At 63.2% G+C, this 19314-nt stretch carries 16 protein-coding genes and 1 pseudogene; 7 read left to right on the top strand and 10 right to left on the bottom strand.

The window, feature by feature from the left end:
* Window positions 1-323: 323 nt before the first annotated feature.
* The gene (locus D7S86_RS11335; protein WP_147432296.1) at window positions 324-857 is read right to left on the bottom strand and encodes a DUF1566 domain-containing protein; all 534 of its coding nucleotides are present in this window, start codon (window positions 855-857) and stop codon (window positions 324-326) included.
* Here D7S86_RS11335 and D7S86_RS11330 point away from each other — a divergent pair.
* Entirely contained in the window at window positions 838-1128 is a 291-nt protein-coding gene (locus D7S86_RS11330; RefSeq protein ID WP_121086457.1) for a hypothetical protein, read from the top strand. The genes D7S86_RS11335 and D7S86_RS11330 overlap by 20 nt on opposite strands.
* 335 nt (window positions 1129-1463) lie before the next feature.
* Here D7S86_RS11330 and D7S86_RS11325 read toward each other — a convergent pair whose 3' ends face one another.
* Entirely contained in the window at window positions 1464-1685 is a 222-nt protein-coding gene (locus D7S86_RS11325; RefSeq protein ID WP_121086455.1) for a recombinase family protein, read from the bottom strand.
* A 592-nt stretch (window positions 1686-2277) separates the two neighbouring features.
* On the opposite strand from D7S86_RS11325, the gene serC reads away from it, so the two are divergent.
* Complete coding sequence (gene serC / locus D7S86_RS11320) at window positions 2278-3372, top strand: 3-phosphoserine/phosphohydroxythreonine transaminase (RefSeq protein ID WP_121086907.1); 1095 nt, start codon at window positions 2278-2280, stop codon at window positions 3370-3372.
* A 93-nt stretch (window positions 3373-3465) separates the two neighbouring features.
* Here the strand turns inward: serC and D7S86_RS11315 are convergent, their stop codons facing one another.
* Window positions 3466-4359 (bottom strand): LysR family transcriptional regulator, encoded by an 894-nt coding sequence (locus D7S86_RS11315; RefSeq protein ID WP_121086453.1) that lies wholly within the window; start codon window positions 4357-4359, stop codon window positions 3466-3468.
* 257 nt (window positions 4360-4616) lie between these two features.
* Between D7S86_RS11315 and D7S86_RS11310 the strand changes: the two genes are divergently transcribed.
* The 3 genes and pseudogenes from D7S86_RS11310 to D7S86_RS11300 form a co-directional block, all read left to right on the top strand.
* Window positions 4617-6746: a 3-hydroxyacyl-CoA dehydrogenase NAD-binding domain-containing protein gene (locus D7S86_RS11310; protein WP_121086451.1), complete on the top strand. Its 2130-nt coding sequence runs from the start codon at window positions 4617-4619 to the stop codon at window positions 6744-6746.
* A gap of 11 nt (window positions 6747-6757) precedes the next feature.
* On the top strand, window positions 6758-7939 hold the full coding sequence (locus D7S86_RS11305) for an acetyl-CoA C-acyltransferase (protein WP_121086449.1): 1182 nt from the start codon (window positions 6758-6760) through the stop codon (window positions 7937-7939).
* A 16-nt stretch (window positions 7940-7955) separates the two neighbouring features.
* Window positions 7956-9092 (top strand): annotated as a pseudogene (locus D7S86_RS11300) (acyl-CoA dehydrogenase family protein); the annotation flags it as partial.
* A gap of 222 nt (window positions 9093-9314) precedes the next feature.
* On the opposite strand, the gene D7S86_RS11295 reads toward D7S86_RS11300, so the two are convergent.
* From D7S86_RS11295 to D7S86_RS11270, 6 genes are all read right to left on the bottom strand, one after another.
* Entirely contained in the window at window positions 9315-10379 is a 1065-nt protein-coding gene (locus D7S86_RS11295; protein WP_121086905.1) for an NADH:ubiquinone reductase (Na(+)-transporting) subunit F, read from the bottom strand.
* A gap of 159 nt (window positions 10380-10538) precedes the next feature.
* Window positions 10539-10901, bottom strand: a complete 363-nt coding sequence (locus D7S86_RS11290; RefSeq protein ID WP_121086445.1) for a phenol hydroxylase subunit P4 — start codon at window positions 10899-10901, stop codon at window positions 10539-10541.
* A 19-nt stretch (window positions 10902-10920) separates the two neighbouring features.
* Window positions 10921-12543, bottom strand: coding sequence for an aromatic/alkene/methane monooxygenase hydroxylase/oxygenase subunit alpha (locus tag D7S86_RS11285; protein WP_121086443.1), 1623 nt, complete (start codon window positions 12541-12543; stop codon window positions 10921-10923).
* 22 nt (window positions 12544-12565) lie between these two features.
* Entirely contained in the window at window positions 12566-12838 is a 273-nt protein-coding gene (locus D7S86_RS11280; protein ID WP_121086441.1) for an MmoB/DmpM family protein, read from the bottom strand.
* Window positions 12831-13895 carry an aromatic/alkene monooxygenase hydroxylase subunit beta gene (locus tag D7S86_RS11275; protein WP_121086439.1) on the bottom strand — a complete coding sequence of 355 codons (1065 nt, stop codon included), beginning with the start codon at window positions 13893-13895 and terminating at the stop codon, window positions 12831-12833. The genes D7S86_RS11280 and D7S86_RS11275 overlap by 8 nt, the downstream gene beginning before the upstream one ends.
* A 67-nt stretch (window positions 13896-13962) precedes the next feature.
* Window positions 13963-14253, bottom strand: coding sequence for a phenol hydroxylase subunit (locus D7S86_RS11270; protein ID WP_121086437.1), 291 nt, complete (start codon window positions 14251-14253; stop codon window positions 13963-13965).
* Window positions 14254-14601: 348 nt separating this feature from the next.
* On the opposite strand from D7S86_RS11270, the gene D7S86_RS11260 reads away from it, so the two are divergent.
* Window positions 14602-16422 carry a sigma-54-dependent Fis family transcriptional regulator gene (locus D7S86_RS11260; protein WP_121086433.1) on the top strand — a complete coding sequence of 607 codons (1821 nt, stop codon included), beginning with the start codon at window positions 14602-14604 and terminating at the stop codon, window positions 16420-16422.
* Between the two features lie 115 nt (window positions 16423-16537).
* Here the strand turns inward: D7S86_RS11260 and D7S86_RS11255 are convergent, their stop codons facing one another.
* Complete coding sequence (locus D7S86_RS11255) at window positions 16538-17335, bottom strand: GntR family transcriptional regulator (protein WP_205962790.1); 798 nt, start codon at window positions 17333-17335, stop codon at window positions 16538-16540.
* A gap of 546 nt (window positions 17336-17881) precedes the next feature.
* Here D7S86_RS11255 and D7S86_RS11250 point away from each other — a divergent pair.
* Entirely contained in the window at window positions 17882-18871 is a 990-nt protein-coding gene (locus D7S86_RS11250) for a chemotaxis protein (protein WP_121086431.1), read from the top strand.
* Window positions 18872-19314: the final 443 nt, after the last annotated feature.

Here is a 19314-nt window from a genome sequence, read left to right as displayed (position 1 = left end):
GCTCTCACGCGGATTGTCGGCAAACCGTTGGCAAAAACGGCCTACGATACTTCCAGTCCGGAGCCCAAGAATGAATGTCACGTCCACCACGTCGCCTGCTTCGATGGGGCATCCGATTCTGTTTCTTGTCGTCTGGGCCTGTGCTTACAGGGTTCTGACGCTCGCTGGGCGTGTTAAGCCCAAGCATCGGCGTTCGTCAAAGGGTTACTGACGTAGTTGCAATTGATTGCGTTCACGAGACGAGGACATCAGGCGGCCTGTGCTCGACGCGGACAACACATCGGTAAGGCCGCCCGCGCATTTCGAGCGTGTGCTATCTGGGGTCAAGGCGTTAGTGCACGAACGCAGCGGACGGACGCGTACACCGATTTAATGTAGCTCAAGGAAGTGATGTTTGCAGTCGAAATACCATCGACTAGAACAGCCTCGGCATCGCCTCCGGGATTCACAGAGGTTTCCGTCGACGACCAATAGAGCATTCCATTCGTAGCCACTGGAAGGCCGAGCGGTCCGAGTATCGTAAAAGCGGCTTGAGTACCGCCGTCCAATTCGTCGATGGCTGGCAGGTACCAATCCGTATAGTTGCCGTCCGTGACCTGCGTGCAAAGCGGCGCAGCATAGCCTGATAGCGTCCCTAGCGCATGGACGATGGTCGATGTGTTGCCTGCCCCGTCCGTCAAGCTAGACGCGTCGAGGGTCGTGAAAGTCTCCGCCCACTGGACGGTCGTAGGCGAGTCCTCTTCCTGAAGCACCGTGCCGCCGACGCTTCCCGTCGTTGCCGTCGTGTCATCGATCGCAAACACATAGCCCGCCTCATACACACTGCCGTAGCCCAAGATGCTGACCGCCACGTTCACGGCAGTCGCATTCGATCCGGATGCCGCCAATACGATCGGCGTGGCGCTCGTGTCGCCAACCGCCGCGCTGGGTGTATTCCCCGGCGCGATGGTCACGGTACAGCTCGATGCGACGGCGAGCGTCGAGCCACATGTCGTCGATGTCGATGCACCGGTAGGCAGCGCGGGCGATATTGAAAATGCCAAATCGACAACCGCTGCACTTCCTGTGTTCGTAAACGTGATGGTCCGGGGATTGCCGGTCAGCGCAGTATTCGTGACCGGAGAGTAGACCGCAAGGGCAAGCGACGAAACGCTCGCGGACAGCGTGGTGGGTGACGCTGAAGGCGTTGTGCCGCCCGTCGACGTTGTGGTCGTCGTGCTCGGTGAGTTCGACCCGCCACATGCGGTCAATGCAGCACAGACGACGATCGCAGCGCCACGCGCCACAAATTTTCCCAACCGATTCATGACGCGCCCCTTTGGTCTGCGTGCTCTCAAAGAGTCGACGCGTGATTTTTGGGCGAAATTATCGGTTAATCGGCGACCGATGGATATATTGCAAATTGAGTACTATTCGTCGAAATCCCGAAGATTGGGCATCGGATGCGGAATTGCACGGGCACGTCACGAGGCTGACTGCACCGGCGGAATCTTGGCTACGCCGCCAGTCGTGACAGGATTCGTTGTACTGCCCTTTCCCGTTTCCACCTCCGTGAACGTGCCAACCACCTCATGCAGTCCGCCATTGAGGTATTGCCGGATGGCTTCACGTTGAGCGTCCAGACCAAGGCCGGATTGCCCTTGACGTTGCGTCGACACGCGAAGATAGGTAACGAATTTGGTCATGACAACACGACAAGACGTTCAGCCGATCCGCGCGTTCGCTCGCCGTTCCAGGTCGGTTTCGAACCGTCCCTGCCGGCACGAGCAGATGGGAAAGGAGCGCAGACCGGATTTTCAGGGGGCGATCCAGGATTGATGTGCGTCATGCGCTTAGCGCGAATTCATCTCAATCCAACAAAAACATAAATTGAAAATTACATTTGCATTTCATCTTCGCATTCCCGCTTTATGCTAACAAAATGCTTTCGAAGACTTCCCCGCACACGTAATGCGTCGTAAGACGAAATCCAATATGGGATTGAAAGCAAATCGAAACGATCATTTCAAAGAGCGGATCCCTCGGGCTTGGCCACACTTGAACGATATCCTCGGCAACCCTTTAAACACGGGCCTATCGCGCATTCGACCCGATCGAAAGCAAATTGAAATATTGAAAACACGCCCATGAATATCGAGACAGTCGGCAAAATTGGCGGCTATTTCCCCCTTAGCTCGGCGCCTTGTCTCGGATATCGGTCGGATACGCTGTCATCACTTCGTTAATGTTCGAACGCCCCATTAAGCGTCCGGACCTGACAGGCGCCGACCGATCATGATGCATTCCAACGCCCTCAATTTCTCCGCCGGTCCCGGCGCCTTGCCGAGCACCGTGCTGGCGCAAACCCGCGAAGCGATCATCGCCGTGCCCGAGACCGGCGTGTCCGTGCTCGGCATGAGCCACCGGTCCGAGTGGTTCGTCTCGATCGTCGAGGAAGCCGAGCGCAATATTCGCGCATTGCTGGGTTTGTCCGATCGCTATTCGGTCAGCTTCCTGCAAGGCGGCAGCAGCTTGCTGTTCGCTACCATCCCGATGAATTTCGCCACGCCGGCCTTCGCGCCGCCCGCGTATGTGAATTCGGGCTACTGGAGTTCGCGTGCGTCCGCCGAAGCGAGCCGCGTCGGCCCGAGCACGGTCGTCTGGGACGGACAGTCCGTCGGATTCCGCGAACTGCCGACGCTCGAACATCTCGACGTCGATCGTCGCGCGGCCTATCTGCACTACGTCTCGAACGAAACCATCGAAGGCTTGCAGTTCCGTTTGCCCACACAGGACCCCGCGGTGCCGCTGATCGCGGATATGTCGTCGGATTTTCTGTCGCGGCCGCTCGCGACCGAGCGCTTTGCGATGATCTACGCGCATGCGCAAAAGAACCTCGGACCGGCCGGCGTCACGGTCTCGGTCATCGATCGCGAATTGCTCGGTCGCATTCCCGGCAATCTGCCGCGCATCCTCGATTTCCGCACGCAGATCGAGCATCACTCGAACTACAACACGCCTCCCGTCTTCGCGATCTACGTGCTGACGCTGATCACGCGCTGGCTGCTCAACGACATCGGCGGACTCGCGGCGATGCAAAAGGTCAACGAGACGAAATCGTCGCGCCTGTATCGCCAACTCGACGAGATGCAGGACGTCGTCAAGATCCATGCGGCGCGTGCATGGCGTTCGCAAATGAACGTCGCCTTCACGTTCGGCGATGCGCGACTCGATCGCGCCTTTACGGAAGCCGCCGCCGAGCACGGCATCATCGGCCTCGACGGACATCGCTCGGTCGGCGGTCTGCGCGCGTCGCTCTATAACGCGGTCACGCCCGAAGCCGTCGAATTGCTGTGCGCGACGCTCAGCGAGTTTGCGCTGCAAAGGGCTTAAGCAGCACCACCTCGATCTGACATCTGGCGCAACGATCACGCTTCGCAAGCGCCATCAAACGGGCGTCGTCGCTAAACGGCGCGCCCGTCCCCCTCACGCCGCCGCCCTCGCCCGTTCGAGAATAAAGTCGATAAACGTCGACGCCGCGCGCGTGTGATGCCGATTCGGCATATAGACCATATACATCCGCGTGCCATAGATGCTCAGCCGCCATCGATCGAGCATCGTCACGACGCGCCCTTGCGCAATGTCGTCCTGCACGACGTAGTCCGGCATCAGCGCAATACCGAGTCCGCCGAGCACCGCGTCGCGCAGAAATAGAAAATTCTCGGAAATCAGCGTCGGCTCCAGCAGCACCTCGTGCCGTTCGCCGTCGAGATACCCCGCAAGCCTCAATTGCCGTCCGATCACCGTCGACGTGATCAAAGGCTCGGCTCGCAACGCATCGAGATCGGTCGGCGCTTCGCGCGACGCCATAAACCCCGGCGACGCGCATGCGACATAGCGCACGCGTCCCATATCGCGCGCGACAAGATTCGGCGGCGCTTCCGACATCACACGCACGGCGATATCGATCTCGTCCCGCACCAGATCCTCGACACGATTCTCGAACAGCACATCGAGCACGATCCCCGGATGCGCACGCTTGAAATCGATCAGCCACGGCGCCATCACGAGCTGCCCATATCCGCTCGGCACGCTGAGCCGCACACGCCCCTGCAATTCCTGCCCGAGCGTCGTCACCGATTCGTGCGCATCGCGCAAGGCATTGCGAATCGTGAGCCCATGCTGATAAAGCCGCAAACCGATTTCCGTCGGTTCGAGACGCCGCGTCGTTCGACGCACGAGCTGCACGCCGACCGACTTCTCAAGCTGATTCAAGTGATAGCTCACGTTCGCGCGGCTCATCTTGAGCCGGCGCGCCGCTTCGCTCAAATTGCTCGCGTCGAGAATTTCGACGAGCAAGGTCAATGAATTCAAATCCATGAAAATCGCCGCACTAAGTCGATCGAGATCGCCGCGCTAAACCCACGAAGATCCCCGTGCCAAATCCGTGAAAATCGCCGCGCGATACACACGCGGATCCACGCACGCCAACGCGTTCCGTCCGCCTATCCGCGCCCACTGTCAAATATGATTTGACAGTCTGTTCATCCGTCATGGCATTGTCAATCCGGGTCGCGCCCGCCAGAATCGACCATCGAACCGGCTCGTCCGGGCACAAGAACATACGGAGACACGGCATGGACGTCGCACAGACGACCGACAAAGTCACGCGCGAACTGCGCGGCGCGGTGATGCTGATCACCGTCGACCATCCCCCCGTCAACGCGCTCGGCGCCGAGGTCCGGCGCGGCCTGCTCGCCGCGATCGAAGCCGCCGATCAAGATCCCGCCGTGCACGCGGTGCTGATCGTCGGCGCCGGCAGCCACTTCATCGGCGGCGCCGATATCCGCGAGTTCGGCAAAACCCGCACGCCGCCGGCCTTGCCCGAAGTCTGCGATCGCATCGAAGCGTGCCGCAAACCCGTCATCGCGGCGATTCACGGCGCGGCGCTCGGCGGCGGCCTCGAAGTCGCGCTCGCCGCGCACTACCGACTCGCCGTCGACGGCGCCAAACTCGGCCTGCCCGAAGTCCAGCTCGGACTCATGCCCGGCGCGGGCGGCACGCAACGCACACCCCGCTTGATCGGCGTCGTCCCCGCGCTCGACATCGCGCTGACGGGACGCCACGTCGGCGCGGCCGAAGCGCTCGCGCTCGGCCTCGTCGATCGCCTCGGCGAAAGCGGCGACACCCTCGCCGAAGGTCTCGCCTACGCACAAGCGCTGCTCGCCTCGCACGCCGCGCCGCGCCGTTCACGCGATGCGCAAGGACTCGCCGACGTCGCCGCAGTCAAGGCCGCCCTCGCGGCCGCGCGCGCCGACACCGCGAAGAAATCGCGCGGCCTGTTCTCGCCGATGAAGATCATCGACGCCGTCGAAGCCGGTCTCGATCACGGCTTCGATCAGGGCATGAAGACCGAACGCGCGCTGTTCCTCGAATGCATCGACAGCCCTCAGCGCGCCGGCCTGATTCACGCCTTCTTCGCCGAACGCGAAGTCTCGAAGACACCCGAGCTCGCCGCCGCGAAGCCGCGCAAGATCGCACACGTCGGCGTCGTCGGCGGCGGCACGATGGGCGCGGGCATCGCCATCGCGGTACTCGATGCGGGCCTGCCCGTCACGATGATCGAGCGCGACACCCCCTCGCTCGAACGCGGCCGCCAGAACATCGAGAAGGTCTACGACAGTCTCGTCGCACGCGGCCGCATGACACCCGACGCCAAGGCCGCGACGCTCGCGCGCTGGAACGGCAGCACGCAATACGAGGCGCTCGCGTCGGTCGATCTCGTCATCGAAGCCGTCTTCGAAGAGATGGCTGTCAAACACGGCGTGTTCGCGGAACTCGATCGCGTCTGCAAACCGGGCGCGGTGCTCGCGACCAACACGTCATACCTCGATATCGACGAAATCGCCGCGCGCACGTCGCGTCCCGCCGACGTCATCGGGCTGCATTTCTTCTCGCCCGCGAACGTCATGAAGCTGCTCGAAGTCGTCGTGCCCGCACAGGTGAGCGCGGACGTCGTCGCCACGGCATTTGCCCTCGCGAAAACCTTGCGCAAGACCGCGGTACGCGCGGGCGTCTGCGACGGCTTTATCGGCAACCGCATCCTCGGCGTCTACAAGACGGCCGCCGATCATCTGATGGCGGACGGCGCATCGCCCTATCAGATCGACAAGGCCCTGCGCGACTTCGGCTATCCGATGGGCCCCTATCAAGTCTCCGACCTCGCGGGCGGCGACATCGGCTGGGCCACGCGCAAACGCCGCGCCGCGACGCGCGACCCGCGCGCACGCTATGTCCAGATCGCCGACCGCCTCTGCGAGCGCGGCTGGTTCGGCCAGAAAACGGGCCGCGGCTTCTATCTGTATCCGGACGGCGCACGCACGGGCACGCCCGACCCCGAAGTCGAGACGATCGTCGATGCCGAACGCGCGCGCGCGGGCATCGCGCCGCGCACGTTCACGGACGCCGAGATCGTGCGCCGCTATCTCGCCGCGATGATCAACGAAGGCGCGAACGTGCTTCACGAACGCATCGCGCTGCGTCCGCTCGATATCGACGTCACGTTTCTGTACGGCTACGGCTTCCCGCGCTACCGCGGCGGCCCGATGCATTACGCGGACACCGTCGGACTCGCCAAGGTCCTCGCCGATATCCGCGAATTCGCGGCCGACGACCCGCTGTTCTGGCGCCCGTCGCCGTTGCTCGTCGACCTCGTCGAACGCGACGCGACCTTCGCCAGCCTCAATCAATCATTCCAATCGAAATAAAGGATTCGACCATGCGTGAAGCCGTTATCGTCTCGACCGCGCGTACGCCGCTGACCAAATCGCATCGCGGCGAACTCAACATCACCTCGGGCGCGACGCTGGCCTCGTTCGCGGTCAAGGCCGCCGTCGAACGCGCGAAGATCGATCCCGCGCGCATCGAGGACGCGATTCTCGGTTGCGGCTATCCCGAAGGCACGACGGGCCGCAATATCGCGCGCCAGGCCGTGATCCGCTCCGAGCTGCCGCTCTCGATCGCGGGGACGACGGTCAATCGATTCTGCGCCTCGGGCCTGCAGGCGATCGCGATCGGCGCGGGCCGCATCGTCGTCGACGGCGCGCCGGCCGTCATCGCGGGCGGCGTCGAAAGCATCTCGGCGATCCGCACGCGCGAAGACGGCGATGCCGATCTCGATCCCTGGCTCGTCGAGCACAAGCCCGATCTCTATATGGCGATGATCGACACGGCCGACATCGTCGCCAAGCGCTACCAGATCAGCCGCGAAGCCCAGGACCGCTTCTCGCTCGAAAGCCAGCGACGCACGGCCGAAGCGCAGGCCGCCGGCCGCTACGCCGACGAAATCATTCCGATCACGACAACGATGGCCGTCGCCGACAAGACGACCGGCGAGATCACGAAACGCGAAGTCACGGTGGCGATGGACACGTGCAATCGCGCCTCGACGACCTATGAAGCGCTCGCCAAGCTCGAACCCGTCAAGGGCCCGGGAAATTTCATCACGGCCGGCAACGCCTCGCAGTTGTCCGACGGCGCATCGGCCTGCGTGATGATGGGAGCGAAGGAAGCCGAACGCGCGAACCTGACGCCGCTCGGCGCATTCCGCGGCTTCGCCGTCGCGGGATGCGAACCCGACGAAATGGGTATCGGCCCCGTCTTCGCGGTGCCGAAGCTGCTCGCGCGCCACGGTCTCAAGGTCGACGACATCGGCCTGTGGGAGCTCAACGAGGCCTTCGCGTCGCAAGCGATCTATTGCCAGCAGCAGCTCGGGATTCCGCACGAGCTGCTCAACGTCAACGGCGGTTCGATCGCGATCGGCCATCCGTTCGGCATGACGGGCGCGCGACTCACGGGCCACGTGCTGCTCGAAGGCCGGCGACGCGGCATCAAATACGCGGTCGTCACGATGTGCATCGCCGGCGGCATGGGCGCGGCGGGCCTCTTCGAAATCTATTGATAGCGAGCGTTCAGCCATGGATCTCCAGTTCACGCCGGACGAACAAGCGTTTCGCGAACGCGTCGTCGACTTCCTCGCGCGCAAGCTCCCGCCGCGACTCTCGGACAAGGTCCACGACGGCGAACATCTGAGCCGCGACGACATGGTCGAGTGGCACGCGATCCTCAATGCCGAAGGCTGGCTCGCGAATCACTGGCCGCGCGAGTACGGCGGTCCGGGCTGGAACGCCATCGAACGCTTTATATTCGAGAACGAATGCGCGCTCGCGGGCGCGCCGCGCATCGTGCCGTTCGGCGTCAACATGCTGGGCCCGGTGCTCATCAAATACGGCAACGAAGCGCAGAAACGTCATTGGCTGCCGCGCATTCTCGACGGCTCGGACTGGTGGTGTCAGGGCTATTCCGAACCCGGATCGGGTTCGGACCTCGCATCGGTCCGCACATCCGCCGTGCGCAAGCACGACGCGAACGGCGACTTCTATCTCGTCAACGGACAGAAGACCTGGACGACGCTCGGCCACTACGCGAACATGATTTTCTGTCTCGTGCGGACCGCGACCGACGTGCGTCCGCAGGAAGGCATCAGCTTTCTGTTGATCGACATGAACACGCCGGGCATCGAGGTCCGGCCGATCATCACGCTCGATGGCGCGCACGAAGTCAACGAAGTGTTTTTCACCGATGTGCGCGTGCCCGTCGACAATCTCGTCGGCGAAGAGAACCGCGGCTGGACCTATGCGAAATACCTGCTGACGTACGAGCGCACGAATATCGCCGGCGTCGGCTTCTCGGTCGCCGCGCTCGAACGCTTGCGCGCGATCGCGCGCAAGCAGACGCGCAACGGCAAGCCGCTTGCCGAAGACCCGGGCTTCGCCGCACGCTTCGCGCGCGTCGAGATCGACCTCGAAAATATGAAGACGACGAATCTGCGCGTGCTAGCGGCCGTCGCGGGCGGTGGCGCGCCCGGCGCCGAAAGCTCGATGCTCAAGATTCGCGGCACCGAGATCCGGCAGGAAATCACGGCGCTCACGCGCCGCGCGATGGGTCAGTACGCGCTGCCGCTATTCGATGCCGACAGCCACGACGCGGCGCTGGAATCGATGCTCGACACGCCGGGGGCCGCCACGGTGTCGAACAGCTATTTCAACAACCGCAAGCTGTCGATCTTCGGCGGATCGAACGAGATCCAGAAGAACATCATCTCGAAGATGATCCTGGGTCTCTAGATCCTAGGGCGCGCGAAAGCACGAGCAAATCCGACACGGCATTCGCGCGACCGAAGGCGCAGGCGATCGCAAACCCCGGCCGCCATCGACACAGAAAGCCGCCCGGCTCCGCATGAACCGGGCGGCAACGACCGCCCTACAACGGTCTCGCTACAAAGACTTGAACAGCGGACTCTTCGCGAGCGCCTGCGCGCCGTCGGCGTTGCTCAGGAATTTCTCGGTATAGATGTCCCGCTCGAACAACTGTCCCTGCATGAGCGCGCGGATCGACGCTTCGATCATGACGGGCGGACCGCAGAGATAGGCCTTGTGACCGCGAAAATCGTTGCCGAAGTGCGCGCTCGCGGCCTGGTGCACGAAGCCGCGAAACCCGTCCCACGTCGAATCGCCCGGTTCGTCCGATAACGCGGGCACATAGCGGAAGTTCGGATGCCGCGCTTCGAGCGCGAGGAAAGCCTCGTGGTAGTAGAGCTCCTCGCGATTGCGCGCGCCGTAGACGAGCGTAATCGGCCGCGCATCGCCGTCTTCGAGCAAATCGAACAACATCGAACGCGGGCTCGAGAGTCCCGATCCGCCCGCGATCAGAATCACGGGCTTCGGGTCCGACTTGCGCACGAAGAAGCGGCCGTAAGGCCCCGCGAGACGCACGGCATCACCGGGCGCGAGCTGCTCGTGCAGATACGCCGTACCCTTGCCGCCCGGCACGCGGCGCACATTGAGCTCGATCCGGTTGCGCATGCCCGGCGCGCCCGCGAGCGAAAACGCGCGCGGCGTCGACTCGCCGGGAATCGTCACGTTCACGTATTGCCCCGCTTGAAACGCGATCCCGTCGCCGTCGAGTTCGATCGCGATGCCCTTGATCGTCGGCGTCAGATCCTCGATCGCGACGACGCGGCCGACATAATCGAGCACGGGATAGTGCATCGCATCTTCGTCTTCATCGATATCGGCCTCGATCGTAATATCCGACTGCGCGGTCGCGCAGCACGCGAGGCACTTGCGTTCGTCGCGCTCGAAGTCCATCAACGCGAACGGCGATGCATGGCCGTGTTCGATCTCGCCGTCGACGACCTGGACCTTGCATGTCGCGCACAGCCCGTGACAACACGCATGCGGCAGCCAGACCCCCGCGCGCATGCACGCATCGAGGATCGTCTGGTCGGGCGCGATATCGATCGTCTGCCCGATCGGTTCTATCGTGAGTTGGTAGCTCATCTGTGTCTCCTGCATGACCGTGAATGACTCGCGAGACGCCATTGCGGCGCGGCGTCCCGCACGGCGTCCGGCCGTACGCGCGAAGCGGCTCGCACGGCACGGCCGCAGGCACGCGCGATCCGCACGCGATCGAAGGGTTCGACGTCTCGCATGGCCGCCTCAGCTGAACGAACCGTGGATGCCCGTGAGGCCCGGCGTACGGATCCGGATCACGGATTTGTGGCCGAGACCGTTGTCCGCGAGCGAACGATCGAAGTCGGGCTCGAAGCGCTTGCCCGAGTGGAACCACTCGATCGCGTGCACGTCGACGCGCGCCCAATCCGGATGCATGCCGTACATGCCGGGCAAGACCGCCGTCGCGAGCGTTTCGAACGTCATGCCGGGATCGACCGGAATGCAATGCGGCGAACAGAACATCAGGTGATCTTCCCAACCCACAAACAGCAGGCGTTGACCGTGGAAGTTCTCCTCACGGTCGCGCATCTCGCCTGTGTAACCCTCTTTGAGTGCGATAACGGGCATGGTTGTCTCCTTGTCGAGATCAAGCGGCGGCGGATTCGGCCGGGTGCGGAACGGACGCCGGATCGGCGCGGCTTTCGTCGGACGCCTGGCCGCCGTGACTCGGCCGCCCCGTCCATTTGAGCCAGTTCTTGCGATCGGGCGAATCCTCGAAGTCGTGACCGTCCTCGCCGACGTGTATGTGGTAGTAGCGCAGCACTTCGAGCATCGGATTGAAGTCGGGCGCGGTGGGATCGACGTCGGGTTCGAAGCAGTTGCCCTGATAGATCTGATGCACAGGCAACCACGCCTGCACGTATTTTTCGGGCTCGCCGTCGAATACATCCTTGCAGCCGTCCGAGCAGAAGTGGAATTTGTGGCCTAAATAGTCGCTCTCGCGATAACAGATCTTCGTCGGATCGTCGGGCTCGGTGAAGGCCATCGGAATCTGGCAGATCTGGCACAGCATCGGCAGCGAGTTGTTGTAGAAGCGCTTGCCCTGCTTCTGCTGCTCGCGCCAGTACTCGAAGCGCGGCCGATAGAGACGATCGAACGTGGCCGGATATTTTTCGCCGAGCCACTTCATCTCGTCTTCCGACGGAATCCACGTGTGCATCGCGGCCGCATGCGTGTAGTTGTAGAAGATGCCCCACGCTTCATGCGAGATGCGGTCCTTCTCCTTCGAGGCGACTTCATAGTGCTTGGGCATCCGGATGCCGTAGCGCTCGAGATCGTGGAACAGCGCGCCGCCGTTCTGCTCGAAATAGGTCTCCCAGGCCTCGCCCCACGACATGATCCGTTTGGGCAGCATGTAGTCCATCATCATCGCGACGAGCGTCAACAATCTGTATCCGCGCCAGAACCACTTGTCGATCCACTTCTGGATGATCGGCACATTGCCCGGATCCTGTTCGAGCAGGAACTTGACGACTTCGAGCCCGAGCGTCATATGGCGCGATTCGTCGGACTGCGCCGAGAAGCCGAACGTCACGGTCGCCATATCGCCGTTGAACGCAGCGCCCGACATAAACGGCATGAACAGCAGATTCGTCAGCACGTATTCGAACGAGAACGAGATCGCCGTCACGAACTCGAACGGGCCCGCGGTCATCGCATCCTCGAAGTACGACTTCGGCACCGACAGATACCAGACCCGGTCGTGCATATGCTTGAAGTCATGGAAGCCGTTGAAGTACTTGTTGTAGTGACTGATCGTGTGGACCTGCGTCTGCGCATGGCGCAATTCGTCGATCGCCTGCATCTGGCACGCGATACGCGCCCCGGCGCCGCGGAAATTGCGGCCCGCGAGCGCGAAGCCGCGATGCGCCGCATATTCGAGCGGACTCACGCCGGTCAGGAACAGCTTGAGCGCGTTGATATACCGCGGGTCCGTCACGTTGAACTGTCCGTTGTTCTGCTGGAACGCGTCGATGATCGCGTAGAGCTTGCGCTCCTTCTCGCCCTGGTATTTCCAGTACGCGTCCATCGTGAGCCGGAACGGGTCCTCCCATTTGTCCCATTCATGGACCTTGATGCCTTCGAACTGATCGTAGGGAAACACTTCGTCCATCGGCTGATACGTCGTGTCCCACGCGAGGCCGCGCGTGAGCATCGCGTAGTTTTCCTTGATGCTGAGTTTCTTCGGCGATGCGGATGTCGTGCTCATTGTCTTGTCTCCTCGGGCGCGCTCAGGCTTTCCACTCAAGAATGAATTCGTCGTCTGTCTCTTCGATATTGCCCGCGAGCGAGATCAAATTGATCTGCAACTCGCGCAGGTCGTAGTCGCGTCCGATCCGCGATTCGATCGACGCGCGTTTGATGACGAGCCGTCCGGCCGCATCGATCTTGACCATGGCCGGAAATGCATTGACGACCGCGTGCGGGTTGTCTTCGGCGATCGCTTCGATGATCGGCCGCGAATCGTCGTTCGTCTGAAACGCGATAAAAACGGAATCAGCCATGGCTCGCCTCCGCGGGTGCCGTGTTTGAAGCGCTCGACGCGTCGGCCGAGGTCGCGTCGGGCCAAGCGATGCCGAGCTTGGCAAGGCGCGCGTCGAAGGTCGCGACGACCGATGCGATCGCGGCCGCGGCCTGATCGCCGAGCGCCTCGTCCGCGATCGGCTGGAGTCCGGCGAGCACCTGCGCGCGCCAGTCGCGAATCCATCCGCCGATGCAGGCCGCATTCGCGGGTGATTCCGTGGCGGCCGTCTTGACCGTCGCATCGACCCAGCGGCTCGTTTCGTCGAACCACGTCACCGAAAACTCGTGGAGCAGGCTCAAGCCCGGGCCATACTGCTTCGCGAGCGCGGCATCGATATGCGTATAGACAAGCGGATAAAGCAGCCCGTCGAGCACGAGGTTCTGCGCGACGAAGGTTTCGAACCAGTCGCGCACGACCATGAGGTTCTCGACCGCGCGCCGCAACGGTTGCCAGGTGGGGTCTTCGAGCCAGCGCTGTTTGCCTTCGGTCAGCGACGCGCCCGTGTTGCCGTCGAGCAGCAAGCCGATACGCGATTGGTATTGCGCGAGACCCAGTCGATCCATCGAATGAAACATCGTCGCCTGTGTGATGGCCGTGCCCCATCCGTAACCGGTCACGTAACAATTATTCGTGTTCGCGGCCCATTCGACATGACGCAGCGGCACGATCAGCGAGGCGATCCGCACCCGCGCGTTATCGTCGAGGTTCGACAGCAGGCCGCGCTTGCCGACGAAGTCGAGACTCTTTTCCATCGCGTCCTGCTGGCGCGCGCGCGTGATCGTATAGGCGCCGTAGTAGTACTGGCGCGGGTCCTTGAACGCGTACCAGTCGTTCATCCGGATCGCGGTCCGGCGCTTGTCGTACAGTTCGCGGTCCGGCTCCCATAGGGGCCGATAGTGAAAATTCGTCTCGGGCTGAAGTTCGAGCGTCGCCTCCTGATAGCGCGACGCGGGCTTGTCCGCGCCGAGCCGGCGCGCCACGTGCGAGAACGTCTGACGAATCTGCTCGACGTTCGAGGTCTTGATATCGATCTGCATCGTGATGTCTCCTGGATGGGCCTTTCTGGATAGGCCCTCAACAAGGGATCGGCGTGGCGAGCCCGACCTACTCGGACAGACCCGGCTGTCCGTAACGCCATTTCTGATGATCCGAATCGATCGCGTGAGCTTCGTCTTCGCTGAGGAACGTCACGCGATTCGTTATGCAAAACGTCGCGTAATCGGCTTCCGACATGACGAGCTCGACGCTGAGTCTGGGGTCGCCGATCGAAAAATCGAACTCGACATAGCCGCGCGCATTGCGCTCGCGAAACCGCACGTAGCGGCGGGTGAGATCGAAGCGTGCTTCAGCCGCGGCGCTGGCCGCGCGCGCGTCGAGCCCATGAGCATGGGGCATGGTGTCTGTCTCCTGATCGCGCCGACGTCGCGCGATGTCTGTGTTCGTGATCGCCTCGTGGGGCGACTCGCTCTATGCAGGCACCATGCCAAGCGGCCATGCGCGGCGCCCCTTGTGCGACGCGTCAACGTCGTGCGGCCGCGCCGGGCCGGCGTTCGCGCGCGGTGCGCCGCTCGCGTGTCGACGTGCGCGCGACGCGCCGCGGGCGAAGATCATTTGATCAAATGATCGAATCGAGACCGCGCGACCCGTCGCGCACTTCATCAAATGAACAGGCATGGTCGGCGAGGATTGCGGACGCTATCGCAATGCCCTATGGTCGGGCTCTACGCCCCCGGAGCCCACGCCATGCACGCCGAGAAATCGCGAACGCGCACGCCCGCCCCCGATGCGACTGCCGCACCGACGAGCGCGTCCGTCGATCGCATTCGCTACCCCGATATCGCGGACCTCATGTCACGGCTGCATTTCGTGCCGGAGGAAGGCCGCATCTGGCTCGACGATCAGCGCATGGTGCTCACGCATACGGGCGCGATCGGCGCGATGCGCCGCGAACTCATCGAAAGTCTCGGGCTCGAAGCCGCGCGCGGACTGCTCACGCGCATGGGATACAACTCGGGCGCGCGCGACGCCGAACTCGCGCGGCGCGTGCGGCCCGACAACAGCGTCATGGAGATGTTCTCGGTCGGGCCGCAGCTCCATATGCTCGAAGGCATCACGGCCGTCGAACCCGTGCGGCTCGAAATCGACGTCGAGCGCGGCAAGTACTACGGCGAATTCCTCTGGAAGCAATGCGCCGAAGACGAGGAACACATCCGCATCTACGGCATCGGCGCCGAGCCCGTCTGCTGGACGCAAATCGGCTATGCATCGGGCTATACGAGCGTTTTCATGGGGCGGCCGATCCTCTATCGCGAAGTCGAATGCCGCGCGCTCGGCCAGGCGCATTGCAGGATCGTCGGCATGCCCGTCGAGGACTGGGGCGAGGCGGCCGCCGACGACTTGCGCTTCATGCAGGCGCAGTCGTTTTCGCAAGGCTTGTCGGTCATGGCGCCGCAGCGCGACGGCGACACCGGGGCGCGCGCCGCCGCCGACACGCCGACGGCTTTCGGCGACGCCAATATGGTCGGCGCGTCGCCGGGCTTCAATGCGGTCTGTCATATGATCCGGCGCGTCGCCACGACGCGCGCGACCGTGCTGTTCCTCGGCGAAAGCGGTGTCGGCAAGGAGGTCTGCGCGCGCACGCTGCATCGGATCAGCACCGTCAGCGACGGACCGTTCGTGGCGATCAACTGCGCGGCGATCCCCGAACAATTGATCGAGGCCGAATTGTTCGGCGTCGAAAAAGGCGCTTATACGGACGCGACGAAAAGCCGCGAGGGCCGTTTCGAACGCGCGAACGGCGGCACGTTGTTTCTCGACGAGGTCGGCATCCTGAGCATGACGGCGCAAGGCAAACTGCTGCGCGCGCTGCAGGAAGGCGAGATCGAACGCGTCGGCGATAGCCGCACGCGCCGCGTCGACGTGCGCGTGATCGCCGCGACGAATCTCGATCTGCGCGACGAGATCAAGGCCGGACGCTTTCGCGAGGATCTGTATTTCCGGCTCAACGTCTTTCCGATCACGGTGCCCTCGCTGCGCGAACGCAAAGAGGACATCCCCGTGCTGCTCAATCATCTGCTGCGCAAATACGGGCTGCGCCACGGACGCGCGATCACGGGCTTCACGGGCCGCGCGATCGACGCGCTGCTCTCGTACGACTGGCCCGGCAATATCCGCGAAATGGAGAACATCGTCGAGCGCGGCGTGATCCTCGCGTCCGATGGCGGCGCGATCGATCTGAGCCATCTGTTCACGAGCGGTGAAAAAATCCAGGCGTCGCTGTTCGGACTCGACTCGGACGGCACGCTCGCGCCGTCTCACGACCTCGCCGCGCGCGCGGGTTCGGCACACGCGTCCGAGGTCGAACGCGTGACGCGCAAGGTCAATCAGTTGCTGCTCGGGGTCGGCACCGAGGCGCAACCGACCTCGCTCGACGATATCGAAACGGCGCTGCTCAAGAGCGCCGTCGAACGCGCGCAGGGGAATCTATCGGCGGCGGCGCGCCTGCTCGGCATCACGCGCCCGCAACTCGTTTACCGGCTGCGCAGCCGCGGACTCAGGGTCTAGCGGGACTGCGGTGGACCCGATCGTGATCGATCGGCGGCACATGTTCGGACGGGGTTAGGTCGGGCCGCGATCGGTCGGGCCGCGATCAGTCGGGTTGCGATCGGTCGCGCCGTGATCAGTCGGGGCGATCAGTCGTGCCACGATCGGCCGGGCCGCGGTCGGCCGGCCCACGGTCGGTCGTATCCGAGCCGCTGAACAACGCGACGCGTGCATCGAACTCCTTTTGCTGGCGTTCGAACGCTTCATCGAGATGCCTGCGCAAGGCCGCCTCGGCCGCATCCGGATCGCGGCGCGCGAGCGCGTCGAGCACGCGTTCGTGTTGAGTCAGCGTGTCCTGCCCGACGTCGGGATCGCGCACCGTGATATGCCGGACGCGATCGATCGGCGCACGCGCGAGTGCGACAAGCTGAAGCACCTTCGGCAACTTCGCCGCGCGGCTGACGGTTTCATGAAAGGCATTGTCGTAGGCGATCGCGGCGACGGCATCGCCGCGCGCGATCGCGCGCTTGTGCGCGTCGTGAATCGTGCGAAGCTGTTCGACTTCGCGATCGGTGATGATGTCCGCCGCCTGACGGATGCTCGCCGTTTCAAGCACGCGCCGGATCAACGCGCTTTCGACGAATTGCTCGCGGCGCACGGGCGCGACATAGGTCCCCGATTGCGCGGCGATCAGCACGAGGTCTTCGCGCGCGAGCTGCAGCAGCGCTTCGCGGACCGGCGTGCGCGAGATGCCGAGCGTATCGGCGAGCACGCGTTCGAAGATCACGTCCATCGGATTGAGCTGCATCGTGACGATCGCCTGGCGCAGCAGATGATAGATCTGCGCGGGCAACGGCTTTGAGCGGTCAAGCACCGGATCGGAGCCCAAGACGCGCGAAACAAAAAGCTGCGGATCGTTGCGGTCGGGTTTCATGAATTCGGGTCGCGGACAAGGTAGCGAAGCCAGACGGGCGGCCGTGCGGACCGCCACACTTTGCGCATTATATTCGCGCGCCCCCACGACTCCGCCGCGTGCGAAACGACACCCGATCCGACGCGCGATCCGGCGTTCAGAATCCCGCCCGTCATGTGCGCGGCGCATGTCCTCCACGCACGTGGCCTCGCACGTTTCTAGCCCCCTTCTCGCCCCCCTTCTAGCCCCCTTCTCGCACGCGCCTTACGCAATGAAAGCCCCCCGGCCCGCGCGCCCCCGCCATCCCGAAAACCCCCGCCCCTAAAGGCTTAAGCGGCTGCTGAAGACCGTTTTTCATCCACAAGGATGGTCAAAAGTACCCAAGTGGATGATTTGCATCACGAATCGATAAAAAATTCCGCTCGGATACCCTAATTCACCATCAAGTACCGGCGCGGCCGGTCGATAAACAGATCAAACGTGCGGCAAGTGGCGCCGGATTGCCGCCCGACGCGGTCTCACGGGCACATGCCGGCGGTTCTTTGAGTCCACAACCTATTGATCGCCATGCGAAATTCGCAACAAGAGATTGACGAACGCTCCAACCTGATCCGCAACAACCAGTTCGAGTTGTTGCTGTTCAGGCTCGGCGAAGCGCCCGGCACGGATCAGCGTGAGCTGTACGGCATCAACGTGTTCAAGGTTCGCGAGATTCTCGAGATGCCGCATGTGGTCCCCGTCGTCGGCGCGGACCCGAATGTGCTCGGCGTCGCGGATATCCGTGGCCAGGTGATCCCGGTCATCGATCTCGCGGGACGTGTCGGATGCACGCCGCGCAACGGCCCGAGGATCCTGATGGTCACCGAGTTCCAGCGTTCGACGCAAGGCTTCGCGGTCGAGGAAGTCGACGATATCGCGCGACTCGACTGGAAGCAGGTGTTGTCGGCCGAAGCCAGCGCGGTCGGCGGCGATATCACGAGCATCGCGCGGCTCGACGGCGATGCGGGCGGACGTCTCGTTCAGGTGCTCGACGTCGAGCAGATCCTGCGTGACGTGCTGCCGCAGCATGCGGCCGAAGTGAACCCCGAGACGATCGGACCGAATTTGAAGTTGCCCGAAGGCACGGTGATTCTCGCGGCCGACGACTCGGCCGTCGCGCGCACGCTGATCGAGCAAGGCCTCCAGGCGCTCGGCGCGCCGGTGCTCATGACAAAGACGGGCAAGGAAGCCTGGGAGCGTCTGGAAACGATCGCGAAGGATGCGCAGAGCAAGGGCCAGACAGCGCACGACCGCGTCGCGCTCGTGCTGACCGACCTTGAGATGCCCGAGATGGACGGCTTCACGCTGACGCGCAATATCAAGGGCGATCCGCGCTTCCGTTCGATCCCGGTCGTCATTCACTCGTCGCTCTCGGGTACGACGAACGAGCAGCATGTGTCGCGCGTCGGCGCGGACGCCTATGTGGCCAAGTTCGTTGCCGAAGAACTCGCCGATACGTTGCGCCGCGTGTTGCGCACGGGCGCGCGCTTCGATACGCACGCGGCGGTGTCGGCCTGAACGCATCGGCCGCGTGCTTGAGACCTTGCTTGTCGACAGGACGTGAGCCGATGCCGTCGAGATCCGCATCCCTGCGCATGGGCATGGACAGGGGATGCAAGCGTCAAAGAGTCCGTTGGAGATGGGCGTCGTAGTGGTACCGGAGCAGTCTGTTGTCGCAGTACCGTGGTGTCGTATCTGAAGGTCCGTTTCAAAGGGTGAGCAGCAAGCAGCAAGCGTCCACATGGGGTTCGTGTGGACGCCGTCTCAAAGGCCGTCAAAGCAGGCGTCGGTCCGTTGTAGGTCTTCACAGTCGAAGTCGCGTTGTCGAAGGATGCAGTCGCCGTACCGAAGTCTTGGGGTTGGGGAGGAAATCCAAGTACCGCAACACCGTCGTCGCAGCGCGCGATATCCGATGTTTGACATCCCGCGCCGGTGTATGTGGTCGAAGTGGCAGCACGCAG

Source organism: Pararobbsia silviterrae (assembly GCF_003628125.1).
GTDB lineage: Bacteria > Pseudomonadota > Gammaproteobacteria > Burkholderiales > Burkholderiaceae > Pararobbsia > Pararobbsia silviterrae.
This window is presented reverse-complemented; position numbering and strand designations above follow the sequence as displayed.